This is a genomic window from Thermomonas sp. LB-4 (assembly GCF_036409385.1).
In the GTDB taxonomy this organism is placed as follows: domain Bacteria; phylum Pseudomonadota; class Gammaproteobacteria; order Xanthomonadales; family Xanthomonadaceae; genus Thermomonas.
Genome location: NZ_JAXOFT010000011.1, coordinates 1 through 22,890, shown reverse-complemented (window position 1 = coordinate 22,890; position 22,890 = coordinate 1). Strand labels below are relative to the sequence as shown.

The following is a 22,890-nucleotide window of genomic DNA, read 5'->3' as shown; positions in this document are numbered from 1 at the left end:
AATCATACCACCCGGGGGCCCCGAAAGCACCCCGATTCCATCGGAAATCAAGCAGTTGCGCGGCCTCCAGCGAACCCCGCGTGGCGCTGCGGCCGCATTTCCGGCGGCGGCGGGCAGGCATGCGGGAATACTTGCGCGGCAAAGGAGGCCACGCCTTCGCCACGCACGCAGGCGCGGCGCGCGACCGCTGTCTCAGCCGCCGAACACCGCCCGCATGCGCGCCGCGTCGGGACGTTCGAGCACGCCCTTCTCGGTGACGATGGCGTCGATCAGCGCATGCGGGGCGACGTCGAACACCGGATTCCACGCATGCACGCCGTCGGCCACCACGCGCTTGCCGCGGAACGACAGCAGCTCGGCCGGATCGCGCTCCTCGATCTCGATCAGGTCGCCCGACGCGGTGGCCATGTCCACGGTGGAGGACGGCGCCACCACCATGAACCTGACTCCGTGGTGCTTCGCCGCGATGGCGAGCTGGTAGGTGCCGATCTTGTTGGCGGTGTCGCCGTTCGCACAGATGCGATCGGCACCGACCACCACCCATTGCACCTGCCCGGTCTTCATCAGGTGCGAGGCGGCGGCGTCGGCGATCAGGGTGGCATCGATGCCGTCCTGCGCCAGCTCCCACACGGTCAAGCGCGCGCCCTGGTTCCAGGGGCGGGTTTCGGTGGCGAACACGCGCGCGATGCGGCCGTCGGCCACGCCCGCGCGGATCACGCCCAGCGCGGTGCCGAAGCCGGCGGTCGCCAGCGAGCCTGTATTGCAATGGGTCAGCACGCCGCTGCCGGGTGCGATCAGCGCGGCGCCGGCGCGCCCCATCGCCCGGTTGGCGGCCAGGTCTTCGGTTTCGATGGCAAGCGCTTCGCTCTCCAGCGCCGCGCGCCAGTCGTCGCCCGGGTCCAGCGCGGCCAGCGCGTTCGCCATGCGGGCCAGCGCCCAGGCCAGGTTGACCGCGGTGGGGCGCGCTGCATTGAGGCGCTGGATCGCGGGCTCCAGCAGGCGCGAGGCTTCGGCGGCATCGGCCGTCTCCAGGCCGCGGCCGGCCAGCACCACGCCCCAGGCCGCGGCAATGCCGATGGCCGGCGCACCGCGCACGGTCAGCGCGCGGATCGCGTCGGCCACCTCGTCGCTGCTGCGGCAGATCTCGTGGACCACGGTGAACGGCAGCACGCGCTGGTCCAGCAGTTCCAGCGTTTCGCCGGTCCAGCGGATCGGACGAACGTGGTCGTAGCGGTCGTAATCGATGAAAGAATCGTTCATGCGCGCATTTAACCACGGCCATCGCGGGGCACCTGCGCACCCCGCGATGCCGTCACCCGCGCGCTTGGTCAGAAGCTGCGGAATTCGGCGCGGCAACCCTGCGCCACCCAGATGCCCGCGCGGCCATAGCCCCAGCTGCGGCCCTCGATGCAGGGGGCGCGCGACAGCTGGCGGACCAGCTGGATGCCGGCGCGCGTATTGGCCGCGCATTCGACGTAGCGCCCATCGTTGGATTCGCAGCGGAACACGCGGCCGCCATAACCGTAATCCGGGCGATTCCAGCCGCCGCCGCGGCGCACCGCGAACTCGCCGCGGCAGCCTTGCGACACCCACACGCTGCCGCGGTCCGAGCCCCAGCTGCGCCCCTCGACGCAGGCCGCGCGCGACACCTGGCGCACCAGTTCTGCGCGGCCGCCGCCCGGGAACGCGCAGCGGTTGTAGCGGCCGTCGTCGGAATCGCAGCGCACGATATTGCCGTAGCCCTGCCCGTTGCCGGGACCGTAGCCGCCCCGGCCGATCACCCGGAAATCGGCGCGGCAGCCCTGCGCAACCCACACGCTGCCGCGGCCGTAACCCCAGCTGCGGCCTTCGATGCACGACGCCCGCGATAGCTGCCGCTCGAGCAGCACGCGACCGCCGTCGATCGGGCACTCGCGGGTCCGGCCGTCGTTCGATTCACAGCGAACGATGTCGTCGCGGTAGCCGTCGCCACCGTAGTACTGGGCGGCCGCCGGCGCCGCGGCGGAGGCGGCGAACAGGGCGGCGGCAATGACAAGCTGGCTACGCATGGTCTGGCTCCTCCTTCCTCGGCCCGGCATGGGCGCGATCCACGGTTCCGACTGTAGGCGTGCCGGATTAACCGCAGGCAAAAATAACGCGTCCGGCGCGCACGCGGACACGACGCATTCAGATTGCGGCATTTCTCCACCGCGGGAGTCAGGCGCTGGCGAAATCGAAGGCCAGCACGTCGGCGATCCGCGGCGTGCCCAACAACGCCATCAACAGCCGATCCACGCCCAGTGCCACCCCGGCGCAGGCAGGCAGGCCCTGCTCCAGCGCGGCCAGCAGCGCCGCATCCATCGGGATCGACGGCAGGCGGCGCTGCGCGCGCACCAAGCCATCGCGCTCGAAACGGGTCCGCTGCTCGCCCGCATCGCACAGTTCGTGGTAACCGTTCGCCAGTTCCAGCGGACCCAGGTACAGCTCGAAACGCTCGGCCACCGGCGGGTCGCCATCGCGGATGCGCGCCAGCGCCGCCTGCGATGCCGGCCAGTCGTGCACCGCCAGCAACACGTCGTCACCGAACAGCGGCTGCAACCGATGGGTCATCAACAAATCCAGCCAGTCGTCGCGGGTCAGCCCGTCCGGATCGATGCGCACTTCGCCCAGCGCGCTGCGCAGGGTCTGGATGTCCGCGGTCAAGGGATCCAGCTGCAGCTGCCGCCAGTACAGGTCGCGGAAGGTGGTGACCACCGGCGCGGCATCGCGCCCGACCAGCGCCAGCGCCGCGCGAACCAGCGCCACGGTTTCGTCGAGCAGGCGCAGGTGATCCCAGCCGATCCGGTACCACTCCAGCATGGTGAACTCGGGATTGTGGCGACCGCCGGCTTCGCCGTCGCGGAACACCCGGCCCAGCTCGTAGCAGTCGCCGATGCCGGCCGCCAGCAGGCGCTTGAGCGCGAATTCCGGCGAGGTGCGCAACCAGCGCCTGCGCGGCGCGCCGTCGGTGCGGCCGGAGAACTCCAGCGCGAACGAGGCGATGTTGGGCTCGGTATTGCCGGCCAGCGACATCACCGGGGTTTCCACTTCCAGCACGTCGCGCGCGTGGAAGAACTCGCGCACGAGGCGGTTGAAGCCGGCGCGCAGGCGGAGCGCATCGAACGTGGCGGTCGGTTGCCAATCCGTCATGGCCTGTCCCGTTCGCCCTGGCAATGCCCCGGCCAGTCATTCCCGAGAAGGCGGGCCGCTGCCGACAGACGAAGGTCTGTCCATTCCAGTGCTTGATGTAGTGCCTGGAAAGCAAAAGCCGGATACGAAACCACAAGGGCTGCGAAGCGCTGCGCGCCTTTGCGGGAATGACGGGCAAGAGCGGGCTCTGACGCAGTCATGCGTGCTGCGCCAGGAACGCCAGCAGCCTTGCCTCGTCCCAGACTTCGATACCGAGCTCCTCCGCCTTGGCCAGCTTCGAGCCTGCCTCGCTGCCCGCGACCACGAACGAGGTCTTCTTCGACACGCTGCCCGCCGCCTTGGCGCCCAGCGCTTCGAGCTTCTCCTTGGCCTCGTCCCGCCCCATCGACGCCAGCGTGCCGGTCAGCACCACGGTCTTGCCTTCCAGCGGCCCGGCGGCCTGTTCGCCGCGAGCGGGCAGCCGCGCACGCAGTTGCGCCTGCGCCTGCGCGCTGCGCAGCAGCAGCGCGGCGTTGGCCTCTTCCTCCAGCCACGCCACCAGAGCGGCCGCGGTATCCGCGGGCAGGCCAGCGGTGACCAGATTGTGCGCCGGCGCATCCAGCAAGGCCTGCGCGTCCGCAAACGCACTGCCAAGCTGGGCCGCACGCAAATCGGTGAGCCTGGGAATCTCCAGGTCCGCCAGCAGCGTGGCCAGCGTCAGCGCATCACCCAGCTTGGGGCTGGGCGCATGCGCATCGTCGATGCGCACGCCGCGCGCCAGCAGCCGATCGATCACCTGCTGGTTGCCGGGCTGGTCGAAGAAGTGGCCCAGCGCGCGCGCGACTTCGCCACCGATGTCGGGCACGCGCTTGAACAGCGGCCAGGGCAGGTGGCGGATCAGCTCAAGGTCGCCGAACCACTGCGCTAATGCCTTGGCGGTGCTTTCGCCGACGTGTTCGATGCCGAGCGCGTACAGGAAGCGGGCCAATGTCGTCTCGCGGCTGCGGTCGATCGCCTCGATCAGGTTGTCGGCCCATTTGGTCGCGATCTTGCCGGCTTTCACTGTCTCGGGCGTGGCGCCCTCGCGCTCGTCGGCGCGGCGCTTCATCTCCAGCAGGTCGTCGAGGGTGAGCCCGTAGAGGTCGGACACGTCCTGCAGGTATCCGAATTCGGCCAACGATTCGATGTAGCGCTCGCCGAGGCCGTCGATGTCCATCGCGCGGCGCGAAGCGAAGTGGAACACAGCCTGCACACGTTGCGCCGGGCAACTCAGTTCACCCGAGCAGCGCCACACCGCGGCCCCCTCTTCGCGCACCACCTCCGCGCCGCAAACGGGGCAGCGCACCGGCATCGACCACGGCTGCGTGCCCGGCGGGCGCTGGTCCAGCACCACCTGCACCACTTCCGGAATCACGTCGCCGGCGCGACGCACGATCACGGTATCGCCATTGCGCACGTCCAGCCGCGCCACGTGGTCCGCGTTGTGCAGGGTGGCGCGGGTGACGGTGACGCCGCCGACCTGCACCGGCTTCATCAGCGCCCACGGCGTTACCGCGCCGGTGCGGCCGACGTTGACTTCGATCGACTCCAGCACCGTCATCTGCTCCTGGGCCGGGAACTTGTGCGCGATGGCCCAGCGCGGCGCGCGTGAAACGAAGCCGAGCTCGCGCTGTCCCGCGTAGTCGTCGAGCTTGTAGACCACGCCGTCGATGTCGAAGGCCAGGCCGTCGCGGGCCGCGCCGATGCGCTGGTAATAGGCCAGCAGGCCATCGACGCCGCTCACCACCGTGGCCAGGTCGCTGACCGGGAACCCCCATTCGCGCAGCAGGGCCAGGGTGGCCGAATGGGTGGGCGGCAGCGCCCCGTCCTCCACCAGCCCGATGCCGTAGGCGAAGAAGCTCAGTGGCCGCTGCGCCGTAACGGCCGGGTCGAGCTGGCGCAGCGAGCCGGCGGCGCCGTTGCGCGGGTTGGCCAGCACCTTGCCGCCGTGCAGCCGCGCGTGTTCGTTGTATTTCTCGAAGTCGGCGCGGGGCATGTAGACCTCGCCACGCACTTCCAGCACTGCCGGCCAGCCGGTGCCGCGCAACTTCAACGGGATCGCCTTCACCGTGCGCAGGTTCGCGGTCACGTCCTCGCCGCTGGCGCCGTCGCCGCGGGTGGCGCCCTGCACGAACACGCCCTGTTCGTAACGCAGGCTGATCGCCAGGCCATCGAGCTTGGGCTCGGCGGAAAAAACCAGTTCGCCGCGGTCCAGTGTCTCGTCGATGCGGCGCACGAAGTCCCGCACCTCCTCCTCGCTGAAGGCATTGCCCAGCGAGAGCATCGGGATGGCATGGTGGACTTCCGCGAACCTGCCCGACGGCGCATTGCCGACGCGCCGGGTAGGCGAGTCGGGCGTCGCCAGCTCGGGATGCGCGGCCTCCAGTTCCTCCAGCTCGCGCAGCAGCCGGTCGTATTCGGCATCCGGGATGTCCGGCGCATCGAGGACGTGATAACGGTAGCTGGCGTCTTCCAGCTTCTTTCGCAGCGCGGCGGCGCGGGCGGCAAGGGGGGCGGTCATGGCCGGATTTTAGCGTTGGCCGGGCGAGGCCGGCGGGCCGCGGCGCGAGCCTGCACGGCGGGGACCGCCGCGCCGCCGGCCGTGCAACCCGACGCAGCCGCCTGCGACCGCAGCAGCGGCACGCCCGGAAGGGCCGGGCCGCCGGCGTGATCGACTCAAGGCGTACGCGGCGCGCTGGAAAAATACCCGCCCGTGGTCTCGTCGCTGATCGCGCCGCCGAAGTTGAACAGCGCGGCGGTGGCGATGAACTGGGTGGGACTCAGGAACACTGGGTGATCGTCGTCGAGCCTTCCAGTGTGTAGTAGAGCCAGTACTTCTTGTCGCTGGGCTTGTAGCCGAAGCTGTAGCTCTCGACCTTCTTCCAAGCCATGACCTGCTCCTGCGCCGAGTGTTCCCACAGCAACGGGGAACCCGGCCCGGACAGGCCTTCGCGGCAGCGTTACCAGCGGGAGGTCCGGCCCAGTGGCGGCGCGGCGTTCTGGCGGTCGTAGGCGCGCAGCTCGTCGCGGATGTGCTGGATGCGCTGGCGGCCCAGCGCGCTGCGCTCCTCGTCCAGCACCACGCCGTCCAGCAAGTCGGCCATGCGCTGCGCCGCCGGCTCCATGGTTTCCCAGGCATCCAGCGCGGGCACCGGCGCCGGCAGGGTGAGGAAGAAGGCGATCGCCGGGGTTTCGACTTCGGCGATGCGGGTCATGTCGAAGCTGCCGGGCTTGATGATGTTGGCCACGCTGAAGATCGGCCCCGCCTCCGGACGGCCGTCCACCAGGCGGTGGAAGACATCCATGTAGCCGAAGGTCAGGCCGGCCTTTTCCGCGGCCACCACGATGTCGGACCCGCGCAGCTTGCTGCCGGCCTTGGCCGCGACGTACAGCGAGATGATGCGGTCGAACTGGTCGACGGGGCGCCGGCCAAGCTCGCTCGGCGGGGCGTCGGCAGCCAACGGAAGCTCTTCCTGTTCGGCCTCGCCCTGGCCCCAGCTGTCGGCCAGCTGCTCGCCCAGCGAAGGCTCGGCCCGCGCCGCGGCATCGCGCGTCGCCTCGCGCGGCAGGCGGCGGCCCTGCCCGTCCTTGCGGCTGCGGCCGAAGAAGATGATCGCGCCGAGCAACAGCGACATCGCCACCGCGATGCCAATCCGGAGCAGGGTCATGTCCGACATCAGGCAGTCTCCATGGAACGGGTTATGCGGCGCCGGCCAGGCGCGCGGCTTCTGCAAGGTCGACGGACACCAGGCGCGACACGCCCGGCTCGCGCATGGTCACGCCCGAGAGCTGCCGCGCGGCTTCCATCGTGGCCTTGTTGTGGGTCACGAACAGGAACTGTACCGCCTCGCTCATCTCGCTGACCATCGCGGTGAAGCGGCCGACGTTGGCTTCGTCCAGCGGCGCGTCCACCTCGTCCAGCAGGCAGAACGGCGCCGGGTTGAGGCGGAAGATCGCGAACACCAGCGCCACCGCGGTCATCGCCTTCTCGCCGCCGGACAGCAGTGTGATGTTGGACACGCGCTTGCCCGGCGGCCGCGCCATGATCGTCACGCCGGTATCCAGCAGGTCGTCGCCGGTGAGTTCCAGATAGGCATGGCCGCCGCCGAACAGGCGCGGGTACAACTCCTGCACGCCGGCGTTGACGCGGTCGAAGGTGTCGCGGAAGCGGCCGCGGGTCTCGCGGTCGATCTTGCGGATCGCTTCTTCCAGGGTTTCCAGCGCGGAGCTGAGATCGGCGTCCTGCGCATCCAGATATTCCTTGCGCTGGGCGGCTTCGGCATGTTCGGCGATGGCGGCGAGGTTCACCGGTTCCAGGCGGCGCAGCTTCGCGTCCAACTCGCTCACCGTGCGCTCCCACGCGCCCGCCTCGGCGTTTTCCGGCAGCGTGTTCAGCACCTCGTCCATGACGAAGCCGGCTTCGACCACCGCCGCCGTGAACTGCTCGGCCTTGAGCGCCAGCGCCTGCTGGTCGAGGCGACGCTGGCCGATGGCCTCGCGCTGCGCCAGCGCCTGCGCGTCGCGCTGTTGGCGCACCTGCTCGTGCTGGCGAAGCTCGGCATCGATGCCTTCCAGCGTCGAGCGCGCCTGCGCCAGCGCGCGATCGGCGCGCACACGCTCCTCCAGCGCGGCCTGCCGCTCGGCTTCAAGCGCCTGCACGGGCGCATCGCCTTCGGCCATCTGCGCGGCCAGGTCGCCGAGACGCGAATCCAGCTGCCCGCGCTGCCCGCCCATGCGTTCCAGCGCCTGCGCCAGCGCCACCGCCTGCACGCGCTGCGATTCCAGCGTCAGCGCCAGTGCGTGCGCGGCGTCGCGCGCCTCGCGGGCAGCGCTGCGGGCCGCCTCGCGTTTGTCGGTGAGATAACGGCGCTCGTTGTCCAGGGTCTGCCGGGTGGATTCCAGATTGCCCATCCGGCCCAGCGCGTCCTCGATGCGGATGCGCGCTTCGGCAGCCTGTTCCTTGTTGGCCTCCAACCCCTCGTCCAGCTGCGCCAGCTCGGCGTCGATGCGGGCGATGCGGTTGCGCGCGTTCTCCAGCCGGCCCTGCTGGCTCTGCAGCTGGCCGGCGAGCTCCGATACGTTGCGATGCGCCATGTACAGCTGGCGCTGCGCGTCCTCGCGCTGCTGCTCGGCCGCCAGGTGCGCATCGCGCAGCTGGACCAGCGCGGCATCCAGCTCGCGTTCGCGCTGCTGGTGCTGTTCGATTTCGGCGCGCAGCGACTGGATTTCCTTCTCGCGCAGCAGCGCGCCCTGCTTGGCCGCGCCGGAACGCGCGATGCGCACCCAGCCGTCGCCCAGCCGCTCGCCGCCGCGGGTGATGACCGAGTCGCCCTCGCCCAGCGAGGCCTGCAGTGCGTGCGCCTCGGCCAGCGTGTCGGCGGCGTGCAGCCGCGCCAGCAGGCGGCGGATCGCGCGCGGGCCCTGCACTTTCGCCGCCAGCGAGGTGGCCGGATACGTGGCGTCATCGGTCGCGCCGGCGACCAGCGCCAGCCGGCCCTCTCCGAGCTCGGCCAAGGCATCGACCAGCTGCTCCGGCGCGTCGACGATGACCGCTTCGATCAGCTGGCCCAGCGCCGCCTCGACCGCGTTCTCCCAGCCGGCGTCCACCTGCAGCCGCTCGCCCACGCGGGCGGCGTCGTTCAGGCCGTGGGTTTCCAGCCAGTGTTTCGCCGCACCCTTCTCCTGCCCCAGCGCGGCGGCCTGCAGCGTTTCCAGCGAAGAAAGCCGGCCGCGGGCGGCCTGCGCCTGCTTGCGCAGCTCGGCCAGTTCCGCCTGCGCGGCGCGCTGGCGCTCCTGCACCTCGGCGGTGGCCTGCTTGCGGGTCTCGACATCAAAGGTCAGCGACTCCAGCGACTCCTTCTGCGTCTCATGCTGGAGCTGCAGCTGTTCGAAGGCGTCGGTGAGGGTGTCGAGATCCAGCCCGGCGCGCTCCTCGCGCAACTGCTGGCGGCGGCGATCGGCGTCGAGGATCTGCCGGTCCAGGTGTTCGATGCGGGTGCGTTCGACGTCGCCGGCGCGCGCGGCCTCGGCCTGCTCGCGGCTGTGCGCGTCCCAGCGCTGCTGCCAGTCGGCCAGCCGCGCCTCGGCGTCGCGCAGCGCGTCCTGCCGCAGCAGGTCTTCTTCCTGCAGCAGCTCGAGCCGGGGCTCGGCTTCGGCCAGCGCCTCGCGCAGCACGTCGAGCTTCTGCTGATCGCCGCTGATATGGCTGCCCAGTTCGGCCAATGCCGCCTGCGCTTCGTCGCGGGCGCGCTGCAGGCGCACCGACAGCTCGCGCTGGTGGGCGATCTGCTGTTCCACCCGCGCCAGCGTGCTGCCAACCTGGTAGACCGCGGCCTGCGCGGTGTTGAGCGCGTCGCTGGCGGTTTCGCGCCGCTCGCGCCCGGCTTCCAGCTCGCTTTCGGCGTGGCGCTGCTCGGCGATCAACTGCTCGAGCCGGGTTTCCTCGCGCGCCAGCTGCTCGCGCAGGCCCTGCAGGCGGGCGTCCAGCGCGCGGAACTCCAGCGCCTTCCATTCGGCGTCCTTGACCCTGCGCTCGGCCTGGATGGCGGTGTACTGCTCGGCCTGCTTGGCCTGCCGCGCCAGGTGCTGCAGTTGCTTGCCGACTTCCTCGCGCAGGTCGTTGAGGCGGTCCAGGTTCTCGCGGGTGTGGCGGATGCGGGTCTCGGTTTCCTTGCGGCGCTCCTTGTACTTGGAGATGCCGGCGGCTTCCTCCAGGTAGACGCGCAACTCCTCGGGCTTGGCCTCGATGACCTGCGAGATCATGCCCTGCTCGATGATCGAGTAGCTGCGCGGGCCCAGGCCGGTGCCGAGGAACAGGTCGGTGATGTCGCGGCGGCGGCACTTGCCGCCATTGAGGTAGTAGCCGCTCTGGCCGTCGCGGCTGACCGTGCGCTTGACCGAGATTTCGTTGAACGCGGCGTACTCGCCGGTGATGGTGTGGTCGCTGTTGTCGAAGATCAGCTCGACGCTGGCCTGCGATACCGGCTTGCGCGCGCTGCTGCCGGAGAAGATCACGTCGGTCAGCGAGTCGCCGCGCAGGCGGCTGGCCGCGCTCTCGCCCATCACCCAGCGGATCGCGTCGATGATGTTGGACTTGCCGCAGCCGTTCGGACCGACGATGCCGGTCATGTTGGTCGGCAGGTGCAGCGTGGTCGGATCGACGAAGGACTTGAAGCCGGACAGCTTGATCGTGGACAGGCGCATGCGCGTCGGTGGACCCTTGGCGGCGCGCATCCGCGCCGCTGGAAATTTGGACTGAATCGATCCCCTAAACCATTGTTTTATCTAAGGGAAACTCTACGGCAACCGGATGCCGACGAAGGAGTATAGCGGCGCTATGCGGCCTCGTCGGGAGTTCGCGCGCGGATCGCCAACGCATGGATGTCGGTCTGCATCATCTCGCCCAGGGCGGCGTAGACCAGCCGGTGCCGGGCCAGCGGCAGCTTGCCGGCGAAGGCCGCGCTGACGATGTCGACGCCGAAATGGCCCTGCCCGCCGCGGGCGCCGGCGTGGCCGGCATGCTTGTGGCTGTCGTCGCTGACTTCCAGCGACAGCGGCGACAGCGCCTGCGTCAGCAGGTCACGGATGCGCTCGACCCGCGCCGGGTTCAGCCGCGGGATGTCCGCCTCGCTCCAGCCGCCGCTCACGGCAGCACCTTGCGGAACGGGCGCACGATCACCCGCGCGTACACGCCGGCGGCACAATAAGGATCGGCGTCGGCCCAGGCGCGGGCGGCCTCCAGCGAGTCGAACCGGGCCACCACCAGGCTGCCGGAGAAGCCCGCCGGGCCCGGATCCTCGGCGTCGATGGCCGGGCACGGACCGGCCAGCAGCAGCCGCCCCTCGTCGCGCAGCGCGTGCAGCCGCGCCAGATGCTCCGGACGCGTGGCCTGCCGCTGCGCCAGCACATCCTGTCCGTCATACCCTTCGATCACGTACCACATCCCGTCCGCCCTCCATGAACCGTTGTCGCCATTGTAGGGGCGGCCAGTGGACAGCCGCGGCGGCAGCCCGTACCCTTGACCGATCGTGCAAGGCCCGATCCCGCGGCCCGCGCGGCCGTCCGGCGCCCACACGTCGCCCCGCGCCCGCCGATCCGGCCTCCCGCCACCCGTTCCGATGACGCCCTCCGACGGGTGCAGGCGCACGGTGGCGGGCCGCTGCAGGCGCAAGGTGACCCGGCCGGTACGGCCATCGACACATGCTGTGGCCCGGAGGGGGCCGCAAACCAGATGACATCCGAATCCAGCAGCGGCCCGGCGGCCGATGCCCCCGCCCACAATCCGAGCATGCGCCCCGATCAGCAGGCCGCGCCGCAGCAGCAGGAAATGCCGCTGGCGATGGTGCTTGGACAGCCGGTGGTGGAGATCCCGAAGGACCTCTACATCCCGCCGGACGCGCTGGAAGTCATCCTCGACGCCTTCGAAGGCCCGCTGGACCTGCTGCTGTACCTGATCCGCCGGCAGAACCTGGACATCCTCGACATCCCCGTCGCCGAGATCACCCGGCAGTACGTGGACTACATCCAGGCCATGCACGAGATGCGCTTCGAACTGGCCGCCGAATACCTGGTGATGGCCGCGATCCTGGCCGAGATCAAGTCGCGCATGCTGCTGCCACGGCCCCCCACCGAGGAAGGTATCGAGGACGATCCGCGCGCCGACCTGGTCCGCCGCCTGCAGGAGTACGAGCGCTACAAGAAGGCCGCCGAGGACCTGGACACGCTGCCGCGGCAGGACCGCGACACCAGCGTGGCCATGGCCCACGTGCCCGACCGCGCCGCCGTGCGGCTGCCGCCCCCGGTCGAGCTGAAGGAAATGCTGCTGGCCCTGCACGACGTGTTCAAGCGCGCCGAGCTGTACACCCAGCACGCAATCAAACGCGACGCGCTGAGCGTGCGCCAGCGCATGGGCGAACTGCTGGAGCGGCTGGCCGGTGGCGCCTTCCACCGCTTCGAATCGCTGTTCACCGTCGAGGAAGGCAAGCTGGGCGTGGTGGTCACCTTCCTCGGCCTGCTCACCCTCGCCAAGGAACAGCTGATCGACATCGTGCAGGGCGAGCCTGAAGACGTTCGCCAAGGCGAACGTCAGCCGCTGGCGCCGATCTACGTGAAGTCGCTGACCTCGGGCGAAGACGCGCCCGCGCTGGACACGCTGTCCAGCGAGTTCGATGACGCAACCGAGCCGAACGCATGACCGAGATCGACCAAGCCCTCGTCACCCGCATCGTCGAAGCCGCGCTGCTGGCGTCGCACCAGCCGCTGACGCTGGTCCAGCTCAAGGGCCTGTTCCCGCTGGACGAGCCGGCGCCGGAAGGCAGCGTGGAAACCGCGCTGGCCGAACTGCAGGCTGCCTGCGAGACGCGCGGCGTGGAACTGGTCGAGGTGGCCTCGGGCTGGCGCTTCCAGGTCAAGGCCGATGTGCATCCCTGGGTGGCGCGGCTGTGGTCCGAGCGGCAGACCAAGTACACCCGTGCCACCCTGGAGACGCTGGCGCTGATCGCCTACCGCCAGCCGATCACCCGCGGCGAAATCGAGCAGATCCGCGGCGTCACCGTGAACAGCAGCATCATCAAGGCGCTGGAAGAACGCGAGTGGATCCGCGTGGTCGGCCATCGCGACGTGCCCGGCAAGCCCGAACTGCTGGCCACCACCAAGACCTTCCTGGATTACTTCGGACTGAAGCGGCTGGACGAACTGCCGCCGCTGTCGGAACTGAAGGAGATCGGCGAGCTGGAACCGCAGCTGCCGTTCGCACCGGCCATCCCGGTCGGAGAAATGGTGTCAGGGACCATTTCCGACGGAAACGACGCCATCCAGCAGCAAGCCGAGGAAATGGTCCCTGACACCATTTCCGCTGACAGCATTTCCCACAACGAAGAACCCCATGGAGACGAGGCGGCCGCCGCATCGTCGGAGCAGAAAGATGAGCAATAACAACGACAACACCCGCCGTCCGCTGAGCCTGAAGCGCGAAGCCGCCCCCGCCGCCGAAGCGACCCGCATCAGCGAACGCCTGCACAAGGTGCTGGCGCAGGCCGGCCTGGGCTCGCGCCGCGCGCTGGAACAGCGCATCGCCGACGGCCTGGTCAAGGTCAACGGCGAGGTGGCGCAGACCGGCATGAGCATCACCGGCGGCGACAAGATCGAGATCGACGGCCGCACCTTCGTTGCCAGCGCGCTGACCGACCCGCCGCGCGTGCTGATGTACAACAAGCCGGAAGGCGAAGTGACCACCCGCGAAGATCCCGAGGGCCGCCCGACCATCTTCGACGCCCTGCCCTCGCTGAAGGGCGCGCGCTGGATCGCGGTGGGTCGCCTGGACATCAACACCACCGGTCTGCTGCTGCTCACCACCGACGGCGAGCTGGCCAACGCGATGATGCACCCCTCGCACGAAGTCGAACGCGAATACGTCTGCCGCGTGCGCGCGCCGGAAGGCGAGGACACCGTGTCCGACAAGCTGGTCGACCGGCTGGCCCGCGGCGTGGCGCTGGAGGACGGCCCGGCCAAGTTCGACGAGATCGAACGCGTGACCGGCGCCAACGCCCCGCAGGAAAGCAGCCACGACTGGTTCCGGGTGCTGCTGAAGGAGGGCCGCAACCGCGAAGTGCGCCGGCTGTGGGAATCGCAGGGCTGCCAGGTCAGCCGCCTCAAGCGCATCCGCTACGGCCAGGTGCGCCTGCCGCAGCCGCTGCTGCGCGGGCAGTCGCAGGAGCTGCCGCAGGCCGAGGTCGAGGCGCTGCGCAAGGCGGTCGGGCTGGAGGACGGCACTCCGTCCGCGCTGACGCTGATGCCGGTGCTGGGCCAGCGCAAGGCCGGCAAGACCGTGGTCGCCGGCAACGCGCGCAACCACGGCTACGTGGGCGGCCACACCACCGCCGATGAAGGCCGCGAGCTGCGTCGCTTCGACGCCTTCCGCGAGGACCGCGGCCGTCGCGGCGCCCCCCGCAAGCCCGGTGGCCTCACCGTGACCGGCGAGATGGCCGCCCAGCAGCGCGACAAGCGCCTGAAGGTGAAAGGCCCGCGCCAGCCGGGCCAGCGCATGAAGCCCGGCGAGCAGCGCGGCGACAACCCGGCGGCGATGCGCACCTGGTTCGTGCCGGACGGCGTGGACACCGGCCCGTCCGGCCACCGCAACCCCGGCCAGCGCGGTCCGAAGAAGTTCGGCGACAAGCCCTATGGCGAGCGCAGCGGCGGCGCAGGCCGCCCGGGCGGCGGCAAGCCGCGCGGACCGGGTGCCGGTTTCGGCGGCGACGCCCGCGGGCCCAAGCCGTTCGGTGAGCGCGGTCCGCGCCGCGAAGGCGGCCCCGGCGCCGGCGATGCGCGTCCGCAGCGCGCGCCCAAGCCTTACGGCCATCCGGGCAATGCCCCGCACTTCCCGTCGGACCACGCCCACGGCGGCGGCTTCAACCCCTACGGCGCGCCGCAGCAGCCGCGCGGCGGCAGGCCCGGCGGCGGCGGTCGTCCCGGTGGTGGCGGACGTCCCGGCGGCAATGCCGGCCCGCGCGGCCCGCGTCCGGCCGGCGGCAGGCCCGGCGGAGGCAAGCCCGGTGGTGGCAACCGTGGCCCCCGCAGCGGCAACCGCTGATCCGGTGCCAGCAGGATGAAAAGGACGAAGGGCACCCCAGGGCGCCCTTCGTCATTCAGGTGCCGCAGCCGCTTGCGCGTCCATGCCGGTGACCCTGCACCTTCAGCCTGGAGGGGGTCCCGGTTGCACAACCGCGGGCGAGGGGCCGGGGATGACCAGGCACTCAGCCTTGCCGCTGTTCTGCAGCAGGTTCAGGTCCACTTCACTGCTGGTGGCCTCGACGTCGATCCGCGCGATGCAAACCGCCTGATTGCGGCCACTGGCCTTGGCCAGATACAGCGCAGAGTCCGCCAGGCCCAGGGCGGCCGACCAGGTCTGCCCCGGCACCGCCGGGAAGCCGATGGCGCCCATCGATGCGGTCACCACCATCGCCTGCCCATCTACCTCGTAGGGCGCGCTGCCGAGCGCGACCAGCACTTTTCCGACCACGGTCGGCAGCACGCTGGTGGGCGTGCCGGGCAGGACCAGCACAAACTCCTCGCCTCCCCAGCGCGCCACCACGTCGTTCTGCCGCAGGGCCCCACGCAGACGCCGCACGGTCTCCACCAGTACCGCATCCCCCGCCGCATGGCCGCGGGTATCGTTGATCCGCTTGAACAGGTCGATATCCAGCAGGATCAGCCCGAAGCCCTGCCCTTGCGGCACCTGCGCCATCTGCGCCTGCAGCCGCTCCAGCAAGGCCTGGGTATGCCGACGATTGAACGCCCCGGTCAACGCGTCCGTCGACGACTGCAATGCCAGCGTCTGGTTGGCGCTTGCCAGCGCCTGGTTGGCCTTGCGGGCGCGCCTGATCGACTGCCACAGCATCAATCCCCCCAATGCCAGCAGCCCGGCCAAGGCTAGCCACAGCCGCTGCTTCCAGCTCTCCGCCTCCAACTGGGTTTGCTTGAGCCGGTTCTGCGCGGCAAGGCGTTCGATCTCGTCCGACTTGCGCTGCGCGGCATATTTTTCCTGCAGGTCCAGCACCGCGGTTTCGCGCGCCTGCATCGCGCGCTTCTCCTGCAGGTCGGTCACGGTTTGCAGGGCATCCAGCGCTTCTTCATAACGCCTGGCCTCGCGCAGCACGCGCACCAGCTCCTGGGTGATGCCCAGCGTAAAGACCTCGATGGCGCCCTTCTTCGAAAGCTCGATGGATTCGCGCAGCGTAGCCACGCCCTGGTCCACCTGTCCCAGCCCGGCCATCGCGATGCCGATATTGGCCAGCGGCGCGATGGATTCGCGCTCCCTGCCCGCCTGCCGCGCCAGCGCCAGCGCCTTCCGCGCGTATTCCAGCGTCCTCGGGTAGCCGTTCGGCTGGGACAGCCAGAAGTCGGCCAGATTGTTCAGGATGATGATCCTGTCGCTAAGCAGATCCGGGTCGTCGCCGACCAGCGCCAATGCCTTCTCCAGCGCTGCACGCTGCTTCGGGCGCTGGCCTGTGAGCGAATAGGCATGGCCGAGGTCCAGCAGGATGGTGGGACGCTGGGCCAGATAGCCGATTTCCTCCGCCATCCTGAAGGCTTCGTTGCTAAGGTCGATGGCCCGCTTGGGGTCGCCGCGATCCGCGTTCAGCGCCGCCATTCCGCCCAGGTATTCCACCTGTGCCGCCGCGTCGCCGTCTTTCTTCGCCAGCTCACTGGCACGCACCAGCAGCAGGATGGCCTCGTTGTAGTCGTCCTGCCACTTGCCCAGTGCGGCCTGCGCCAACAGCAGTTTCCGCATCGTCTCCTGCGAACCCAATTGCCGCTGGAGGGCCTCCGCTTCGCGCAGGCGGGCCACGGCGGCCGCTCTGGAAGACTTGGCCGCGCCACCCTCGTAGAACGCCGCCAACGCCAGATCGAACCGGCAGCGCACGCAGTTTTCCTCGTCGGCCATCCGCTTCAGCTCGACCTCGCTGGCGCGACGCACCTGCGGATGCTGGCCGAGCCTGGACAGCTCCAGCAGCGCACCGTGGTAGCTCGCGCGACGAGCCAGCGGCGCGTCCCTGCCCGGAACGTCGTCCACCGCCTGCAGGCGGGTGATGGCTGCCGATACCGACGGATAGCCATGCGCTTGGAAATCGCCCAGCACGTCGTCCATCCGCTCTTGCGCCATCGCCAGCGGCGACAGCATGCACAGCAACAAGGCCGCAACCCGCTGGATTCCCGGTTTCATCGACACCCCAAACCCCATGACATAGTTCTACCCGCTTTCGCATCGAAGCTGCGTGACCGTGTTGGCAATCATGGCGCATGCACCGGGCACCGGCACCAAGCCAGCGGCGCGGTAAGCTCGGCACTCCGAACGGAGCCCCCCATGTACGCGATCTTGTCGATCCTGCTACTGCTTGCCGACCCGCAGGCAGCAACCGCCACAGCCATGGACTATAGCGAAGCCAAGCGCCTGGCCGATGCCGACGAGGCCGCGGTGACCGGCCTGGCCAAGGCGGAACTGCTGGCGGCGCAGGCAGCGCTGTTGGATGCCGGCGTGGCCGAATGCAACCGCTTCGACCTGCGCGGCGACGTCACCCCCTTCGTAGTGGTGATGCAGCTGGATGCGCAGGGGCGGGTCCAGCAAACCTGGCGGCAAGGCGGCTCGCCGCTGGCGATCTGCCTGCAGCGCTACGTGCGCGACAAGACGCTGGTGGCACCTCCGAAAGCCCCATTCCACGCCTCGCTGGAGATCAGTTTCGGCAAGTAGGCCGAAAAATGAGCAAAAACAGAACAATTTGTCATTTCCAGACGGATTGAACCGTATTTGCACGCAATCCATCATGGCGGCCAAGGCAACCGGCATCGCGCCGGCCCGCATTGGAGCAAGGCCATGAAGAAGGTTCTCGAAGTCGCAGGCGCCCCCAGCCGTCACTGGGTCGGCAACGGGTTCCCCGTGCACGGCATGTTCGGCTACAGCGGCCCCGGCGTGGCCGAGCGCAGCCCGTTCCTGATGCTGGATTACGCCGCACCCTTCCGGTTCGAGCCGACCACGGAACGGCGCGGCGTCGGCCAGCACCCGCACCGTGGATTCGAGACCGTCACCATCGTCTACGAAGGCGAGGTGGAACACCGCGATTCCACCGGCAACGGCGGCATCATCGGCAAGGGCGACGTGCAGTGGATGACCGCCGCGGGCGGCATCCTGCACGAGGAATTCCACTCGCAGGCGTACGCCGCCAGCGGTGGCCCGTTCGAGATGGTGCAGCTGTGGGTCAACCTGCCGGCCAAGGACAAGATGGCCGCGCCCGGCTACCAGGGCATCCTGGACGCACAGATCCCGGCGATCGTCCTGCCGGAAGGCGCCGGGACGCTACGGTTGATCGCGGGCGAGTACGCCGGCCAGCGGGGACCGGCCCGCACCTTTACCCCCATGAACGTCTGGGACCTGCGGCTGGCTGCGGGCCAGCGACTGTCGCTGCCGCAGCCGGAAGGCTGGACCACCCTGCTGGTGGTGCTGGATGGCACGGTGCAGGTGAACGGCGAGGCCATCGTCCGCGCCTCGCAGATGGCCACCCTCTCCACCGCCGGCAGCGGGGTGGAGATCGAGACCAGCGGCGCGGCGAAGCTGTTGCTGCTGGCGGGCGAGCCGATCGACGAGCCGGTGGTGGGTCACGGCCCGTTCGTGATGAACAGCCAGCAGGAGATCATCCAGGCGATCGCCGACTTCAACAGCGGCAAGTTCGGGCGCATGGCCGGATAAGCCGGCCGCAAGCTCCGCGCGCGCTCCAAACGGAACTGGCGTCCCTGCAACAGGGACGCCAGCGATGGGAACCGTCAGGGAAACGCGCCCGCCCCAGGGGGCGCGCTGCCGTCAACCCAGCGCAGCGAGGGCGGCGGCGTAGTCCGGCTCTTCGGTGATTTCCGGCACCAGCTGGGTGTGGAGCACCTTGTCGTGCGCATCCAGCACCACCACCGCGCGCGCCGCCACGCCCGCCAGCGGGCCGTCTTCCAGCGCCACGCCATAGTCGCGGAGGAACTCGCGCCCGCGCATGGTCGAGAGCATGGTGACATTGTCCAGGCCCTCGGCGCCGCAGAAGCGCTGCTGCGCGAAGGGCAGGTCCGCGGAGATGCACAGCACCGCGGTATTGGCGAGGCCGGCGGCGTCCTGGTTGAAGTGGCGCACCGAGGCGGCGCACACGCCGGTATCGACGCTGGGGAAGATGTTGAGGATCTTGCGCTTGCCGGCGAAATCCGCCAGCGCGCGGTCGGAAAGATCGACGCCAACCAGGCGGAACGCGGGCGCCTGATCGCCGACCTGGGGAAGCTGGCCGCCGACGCGGACGGAATTGCCTTTGAGGGTGACGCTGGCCATGCGGGAACTCCTGAAGGGAACGGGGAACGGGACACCCATGCTAGTGCGGCGGACGTAAGCCCGCCGTCATTTCACGGCACCACGGCCGTCCATGCCGGCGTGGCGAACTTCTCCAGCGCCAGCGCCTCGGCCCGCGCAAGCTCGTCGGGGCGGACGCTGTCGTCGGACAGGCCGTGCGTTTCGCGGAAGGTATCGATCATCCGCGCGATCACCTCGGCGCGCGCCAGCCCGGTCTGGCTGCGCAGCGGATCCACCCGCTTGTTGGCGCTCTGGGTGGCCTTGTCGGACAGCTTCTCGCGGCCGATCCGCAGCACCTGCAGCATCTTGTCGGCATCGATGTCGTAGGCCATGGTCACGTGGTGCAGCACCGCCTTGCCGCGGCGCATCTGCGCGGCGCCGGCGATCTTGCCGGCCTTCGAAGCGATGTCGTTGAGCGGCTGGTACCAGGCCTCGATGCCCAGCGTGCGCAGCGCCTCCAGCACCCACGCGTCCATGAACGCGTAGGACTGCTCGAACGACATCCCCGCCACCAGCGACTGCGGCGCCGACAGCGAATAGGTGATGGTGTTGCCCGGCTCGATGAACATCGCGCCGCCGCCGGTGATCCTGCGCACCACCTCGATGCCGTGGCGCGCCGCGCCCTCGGCATCGACTTCGTTGCGCAGCGACTGGAAGCGCCCGATCACCACCGCCGGCGACGCCCATTCCCACACGCGCAGCGTCGGCGGGCGGCGTCCGGCCGCCACCTCGTCGGTGAGCACCTCGTCCAGCGCCATGTGCAGCGCAGGCGATTGCGGCCCAGCGTGGACCAGCTGCCAGTCGAACGCACGCCAGGCGCTCATGCCGCCTCCGCCGCGTCGATGGCGCGCCGCACCGCGACCGCAACCGCGTCCGCGCTGATGCCGTACATCCGCACCTGCGAGGGCAGCGCCGCCTGCACGGCCGCGGCCAGCGCCGTCGCATCCGCGTCCGCGGACTGCCCGGCCAGCGCCGCGTTGATCGCGTCCAGCGCCTCGTCCGGCTCCAGGAAGAAATCCCCGCTCAACGCCACCTGCGCGAGCTTGCCGCCGGCGATGGCCACGTCGGCCACGACCAGCTTGCCGCCCGGCATCTTGTACTCGCCATGTCCGTGCATGCCGGCATTGTCCGCCGGCGCCGATGCCGCCGCCATGACCCCGGTCATGCCTCGAGGTTGAAGGCGTCCGCGTCGCGCAGCGCCGGGAAGCGCTGGCGATGCGCCTGCAGTTCCGCCGCCTGCAAGGTGGTGGTGACCACCACTTCGGTATCCATGCACTCGCTGACTGGCTGGCCGAGGAAGTCGACCACCACGCTGTCGCCGCTGTAGTGCAGGCCGTTGCCGTCGGTGCCGACCCGGTTGACGCCGACCACGTAGCTGACGTTCTCGATCGCGCGCGCGCGCAGCAACGTCTTCCACGCATGACTGCGCACCGATGGCCAGTTGGCGACGTACAGCGCCAGGTCGTAGTCCGGCAGGCCCGGGCGTGCGGCGTCGAAGCGGTTGCGCGCAAACACCGGGAAGCGGAGGTCGTAGCAGACCTGCAGCAGGATGTGCCAACCCTTCCATTCCACGATCACCCGGCGGTCGCCGGCGGCGTAGCGCTGGTGCTCGTTGGCGAACGAGAACAGGTGGCGCTTGTCGTAATGGGCCAGCCCGCCGCCGGGCGCGGCGAACAGCATGCGGTTGTAGACACCCTCGCCGTCGCGCAGCTGCACGCTGCCGGTCACTGCCGCATCCAGCCGGTCGGCCTGTTCCAGCAGCCAGTCCACGGTGGCGCCCCGCATGTCCTCGGCCGCGGCCACGGCATCGTTGGAGAACCCGCTGGTGAAAGTTTCCGGCAGCACCACCAGGTCGGTGATGCCGTGCAGCGGCGCGATCAGCCCTGCGTAGTAGTCGCGGTTGCCGGCAGGATCGTGCCAGCGGGTCTCGCCCTGCACGATGGAAACGCGCAGGTCGGACTGGGGAGCGGAATCTTCCAAGGGGGTCATGCCTTGGGCGGATCGGGAAGGAATTTCAGCACGTTGCCGTTGATGCAATAGCGCTTGCCGGTCGGCGGCGGACCGTCGTCGAAGACGTGGCCGAGGTGGATGCCGGAGCTGGTGCTGCGCACCTCGATGCGGCGCATGCCGTGGCTGTCGTCCTGCAGGAATTCCAGCGCTCCCGCCATCGGCTCGAAGAAGCTGGGCCATCCGCAGGCGCTGTCGAACTTGGCGTCGCTGCGGAACAGCGCCGCGCCGCTGACCGGGTCGAAATAGGTGCCGGGGCGGGACTCATAGAGGTGCGCCCCGGTGCCCGGCAGCTCGGTGCCCGATTCGAAGGCGATGCGCTGCTGTTCGGGGCTGAGCAGGTGGAAGCCCAGCCACTGCCAGAACTTCTTCGGGTCGCCGGTGTAGCCGGTGAAGCGCGCGACCTCCTTGCCCTGCTGGAACAGCACGATGGTCGGCGTGCCCAGCAGCGGCCCGGCCAGCGTCCAGCCCGTGGGCGCCTTCTGCGACCGCGTCTTGGCGAACGGCACCTCCGCGTTCCAGTCCGTCAGGACCTCGGCCTCGAACTTCTCGCAGTACGGGCAGTCCTCTGCGTCGTAGACCACCAGCTGGCGGTCGGCGCGCAGGGTGCCGCCGTCCAGTGGCGGAATCGAGGCGACCTCGGCGTCGAGCCCGAACTTCACCCCGGTGCCGCCAAGCCCGCAGTAGCCGTCCGGGTTTTTCTCGAGGTAGTCCTGATGCGACTCCTCCGCGCGGTTGTAGTGGCGCAGCGGCAGTATCTCGGTGGTGATCCGGCCGTAGCCCGCGCGCGCCAGGTTCTTCTGGTAGATGTCGCGGCTCTGCTCGGCCAGCGTCTTCTGCGCCTGGCTGGTGAAATAGATCGCGCTGCGGTAATTGCTGCCGATGTCGTTGCCCTGCCCGCCCACCTGGGTGGGGTCGTGGTTCTCCCAGAACGCCGCAAGCAGGGTCATCAGGTCGAGGCGCTTGGGGTCGTAGCGCACCCGCACCACTTCGGCGTGGTTGCGGGCCTGGCTGCGGCCGACGCGGATCAGGCGCTCCTCGCGCAGCACGTCCTCGTAGTTCACTTTCGGGGCGTCGCCGCCGGCGTAGCCCACCTCGACATCGGCCACGCCCGGCACCGCGCGCAGGCGTTTTTCCGCGCCCCAGAAGCAGCCCATGCCGAAATAGATGTCCTGCAAATGTTGCGTTTCCATGGCAGCTCCTTCCATCGCCGATGGCATCGGGCGGGCATGCAGCGCCCGCCAACCCAGCAGTGCCGCCGCGCCGGTCAACAGCAGTGCAAACAACAGGGCGATGGTCTTGTCGGCCTGCATCGCCACGCTCCTGAAGGGTTCTGCAACATTATCGCGCCGCCACGCAGTAACGCCAGCTGAACAGCGGCCCATCAGGCAGACGAACGGTTGCACATGCCTGTCGCCGCAGTAATAAAGTCGCAGCTGCCCCCTCCCGCATCCTCTGATGCGCCGGCAATGCAAGTCTCCCTTCATCTTTGCGAGGCACGACCATGCACAGCTCACGACTTCTGGCCATCCTGCTGCTAGCCAGTTTCACCAACGTATTCGCACGACCTGCCAGTCCTCAGCAAGCGGCACCTCCGGCCGCAACCAACGCAGCCCCCAGCAACGCGCCGCCGGCACAAGACTTCAACACGGTTCGCAGCAACCGCCAGAACAGCGCGCTGAGGACTGCTCCGGCACAAGACTTCAACACGGTTCGCAGCAACCGCCAGAACAGCGCGCTGAGGACTGCTCCGGCACAAGACTTCAATACGGTGCGCAGCAACCGCCAGAACAGCGCGCTGAGGACTGCTCCGGCACAAGACTTCAATA

The 22,890-nt window shown here is 69.4% G+C and carries 18 protein-coding genes and 2 pseudogenes; 6 read left to right on the top strand and 14 right to left on the bottom strand.

The features are described from left to right. Positions 1–192 precede the first annotated feature (192 nt). From mtnA to SPK54_RS08965, 8 genes are all read right to left on the bottom strand, one after another. Positions 193–1,260, bottom strand: coding sequence for an S-methyl-5-thioribose-1-phosphate isomerase (mtnA, locus tag SPK54_RS09000; RefSeq protein WP_330947571.1), 1,068 nt, complete (start codon positions 1,258–1,260; stop codon positions 193–195). 68 nt (positions 1,261–1,328) lie between these two features. Next, positions 1,329–2,048 (bottom strand): DUF3011 domain-containing protein, encoded by a 720-nt coding sequence (locus tag SPK54_RS08995; RefSeq protein WP_330947570.1) that lies wholly within the window; start codon positions 2,046–2,048, stop codon positions 1,329–1,331. Between the two features lie 148 nt (positions 2,049–2,196). Next, positions 2,197–3,168 carry an EF-P lysine aminoacylase EpmA gene (gene epmA, locus SPK54_RS08990; RefSeq protein ID WP_330947569.1) on the bottom strand — a complete coding sequence of 324 codons (972 nt, stop codon included), beginning with the start codon at positions 3,166–3,168 and terminating at the stop codon, positions 2,197–2,199. Between the two features lie 196 nt (positions 3,169–3,364). Then, positions 3,365–5,707, bottom strand: a complete 2,343-nt coding sequence (gene ligA, locus SPK54_RS08985; RefSeq protein WP_330947568.1) for an NAD-dependent DNA ligase LigA — start codon at positions 5,705–5,707, stop codon at positions 3,365–3,367. Between the two features lie 439 nt (positions 5,708–6,146). Beyond that, positions 6,147–6,863 (bottom strand): cell division protein ZipA, encoded by a 717-nt coding sequence (gene zipA / locus SPK54_RS08980; protein ID WP_330947567.1) that lies wholly within the window; start codon positions 6,861–6,863, stop codon positions 6,147–6,149. A 22-nt stretch (positions 6,864–6,885) separates the two neighbouring features. Next, a complete protein-coding gene (gene smc / locus SPK54_RS08975) occupies positions 6,886–10,389 on the bottom strand; it encodes a chromosome segregation protein SMC (RefSeq protein WP_330947566.1) in 3,504 nt (1,167 codons plus the stop codon). 131 nt (positions 10,390–10,520) lie between these two features. Then, positions 10,521–10,796 carry a BolA family protein gene (locus SPK54_RS08970; protein WP_330947609.1) on the bottom strand — a complete coding sequence of 92 codons (276 nt, stop codon included), beginning with the start codon at positions 10,794–10,796 and terminating at the stop codon, positions 10,521–10,523. A gap of 32 nt (positions 10,797–10,828) precedes the next feature. Beyond that, positions 10,829–11,128: a YciI family protein gene (locus SPK54_RS08965; protein ID WP_330947565.1), complete on the bottom strand. Its 300-nt coding sequence runs from the start codon at positions 11,126–11,128 to the stop codon at positions 10,829–10,831. A gap of 345 nt (positions 11,129–11,473) precedes the next feature. Here SPK54_RS08965 and SPK54_RS08960 point away from each other — a divergent pair, with 345 nt between their 5' ends. From SPK54_RS08960 to SPK54_RS08950, 3 genes and pseudogenes are all read left to right on the top strand, one after another. After that, complete coding sequence (locus tag SPK54_RS08960) at positions 11,474–12,379, top strand: ScpA family protein (protein WP_330947564.1); 906 nt, start codon at positions 11,474–11,476, stop codon at positions 12,377–12,379. A 5-nt stretch (positions 12,380–12,384) separates the two neighbouring features. After that, positions 12,385–12,933 (top strand): annotated as a pseudogene (scpB, locus tag SPK54_RS08955) (SMC-Scp complex subunit ScpB); the annotation flags it as partial. A gap of 175 nt (positions 12,934–13,108) precedes the next feature. Beyond that, a complete protein-coding gene (locus SPK54_RS08950) occupies positions 13,109–14,773 on the top strand; it encodes a pseudouridine synthase (protein ID WP_330947563.1) in 1,665 nt (554 codons plus the stop codon). A 102-nt stretch (positions 14,774–14,875) separates the two neighbouring features. Here the strand turns inward: SPK54_RS08950 and SPK54_RS08945 are convergent, their stop codons facing one another. Then, positions 14,876–16,906: a diguanylate cyclase gene (locus SPK54_RS08945; RefSeq protein ID WP_330947562.1), complete on the bottom strand. Its 2,031-nt coding sequence runs from the start codon at positions 16,904–16,906 to the stop codon at positions 14,876–14,878. A 141-nt stretch (positions 16,907–17,047) separates the two neighbouring features. Between SPK54_RS08945 and SPK54_RS08940 the strand changes: the two genes are divergently transcribed. Together SPK54_RS08940 and SPK54_RS08935 are read left to right on the top strand one after the other, a co-directional pair. Further along, positions 17,048–17,431, top strand: a complete 384-nt coding sequence (locus SPK54_RS08940) for a hypothetical protein (RefSeq protein ID WP_330947561.1) — start codon at positions 17,048–17,050, stop codon at positions 17,429–17,431. Positions 17,432–17,554: 123 nt separating this feature from the next. After that, positions 17,555–18,424, top strand: coding sequence for a pirin family protein (locus SPK54_RS08935; RefSeq protein WP_330947560.1), 870 nt, complete (start codon positions 17,555–17,557; stop codon positions 18,422–18,424). 111 nt (positions 18,425–18,535) lie between these two features. Here SPK54_RS08935 and tpx read toward each other — a convergent pair whose 3' ends face one another. From tpx to msrA, 5 genes are all read right to left on the bottom strand, one after another. Then, entirely contained in the window at positions 18,536–19,036 is a 501-nt protein-coding gene (tpx, locus tag SPK54_RS08930; RefSeq protein ID WP_330947559.1) for a thiol peroxidase, read from the bottom strand. A gap of 71 nt (positions 19,037–19,107) precedes the next feature. Beyond that, complete coding sequence (locus SPK54_RS08925) at positions 19,108–19,878, bottom strand: biotin/lipoate A/B protein ligase family protein (protein WP_330947558.1); 771 nt, start codon at positions 19,876–19,878, stop codon at positions 19,108–19,110. Next, on the bottom strand, positions 19,875–20,219 hold the full coding sequence (locus SPK54_RS08920; RefSeq protein WP_330947557.1) for a biotin--protein ligase: 345 nt from the start codon (positions 20,217–20,219) through the stop codon (positions 19,875–19,877). The genes SPK54_RS08925 and SPK54_RS08920 overlap by 4 nt, the downstream gene beginning before the upstream one ends. Beyond that, positions 20,216–21,043 (bottom strand): amidohydrolase, encoded by an 828-nt coding sequence (locus tag SPK54_RS08915; protein ID WP_330947556.1) that lies wholly within the window; start codon positions 21,041–21,043, stop codon positions 20,216–20,218. Before SPK54_RS08915 ends, SPK54_RS08920 begins: the two co-directional genes overlap by 4 nt. Next, a complete protein-coding gene (gene msrA / locus SPK54_RS08910; protein WP_330947555.1) occupies positions 21,040–22,374 on the bottom strand; it encodes a peptide-methionine (S)-S-oxide reductase MsrA in 1,335 nt (444 codons plus the stop codon). Before msrA ends, SPK54_RS08915 begins: the two co-directional genes overlap by 4 nt. Before the next feature lie 191 nt (positions 22,375–22,565). Here msrA and SPK54_RS08905 point away from each other — a divergent pair. Next, positions 22,566–22,890 (top strand): annotated as a pseudogene (locus SPK54_RS08905) (hypothetical protein); the annotation flags it as partial.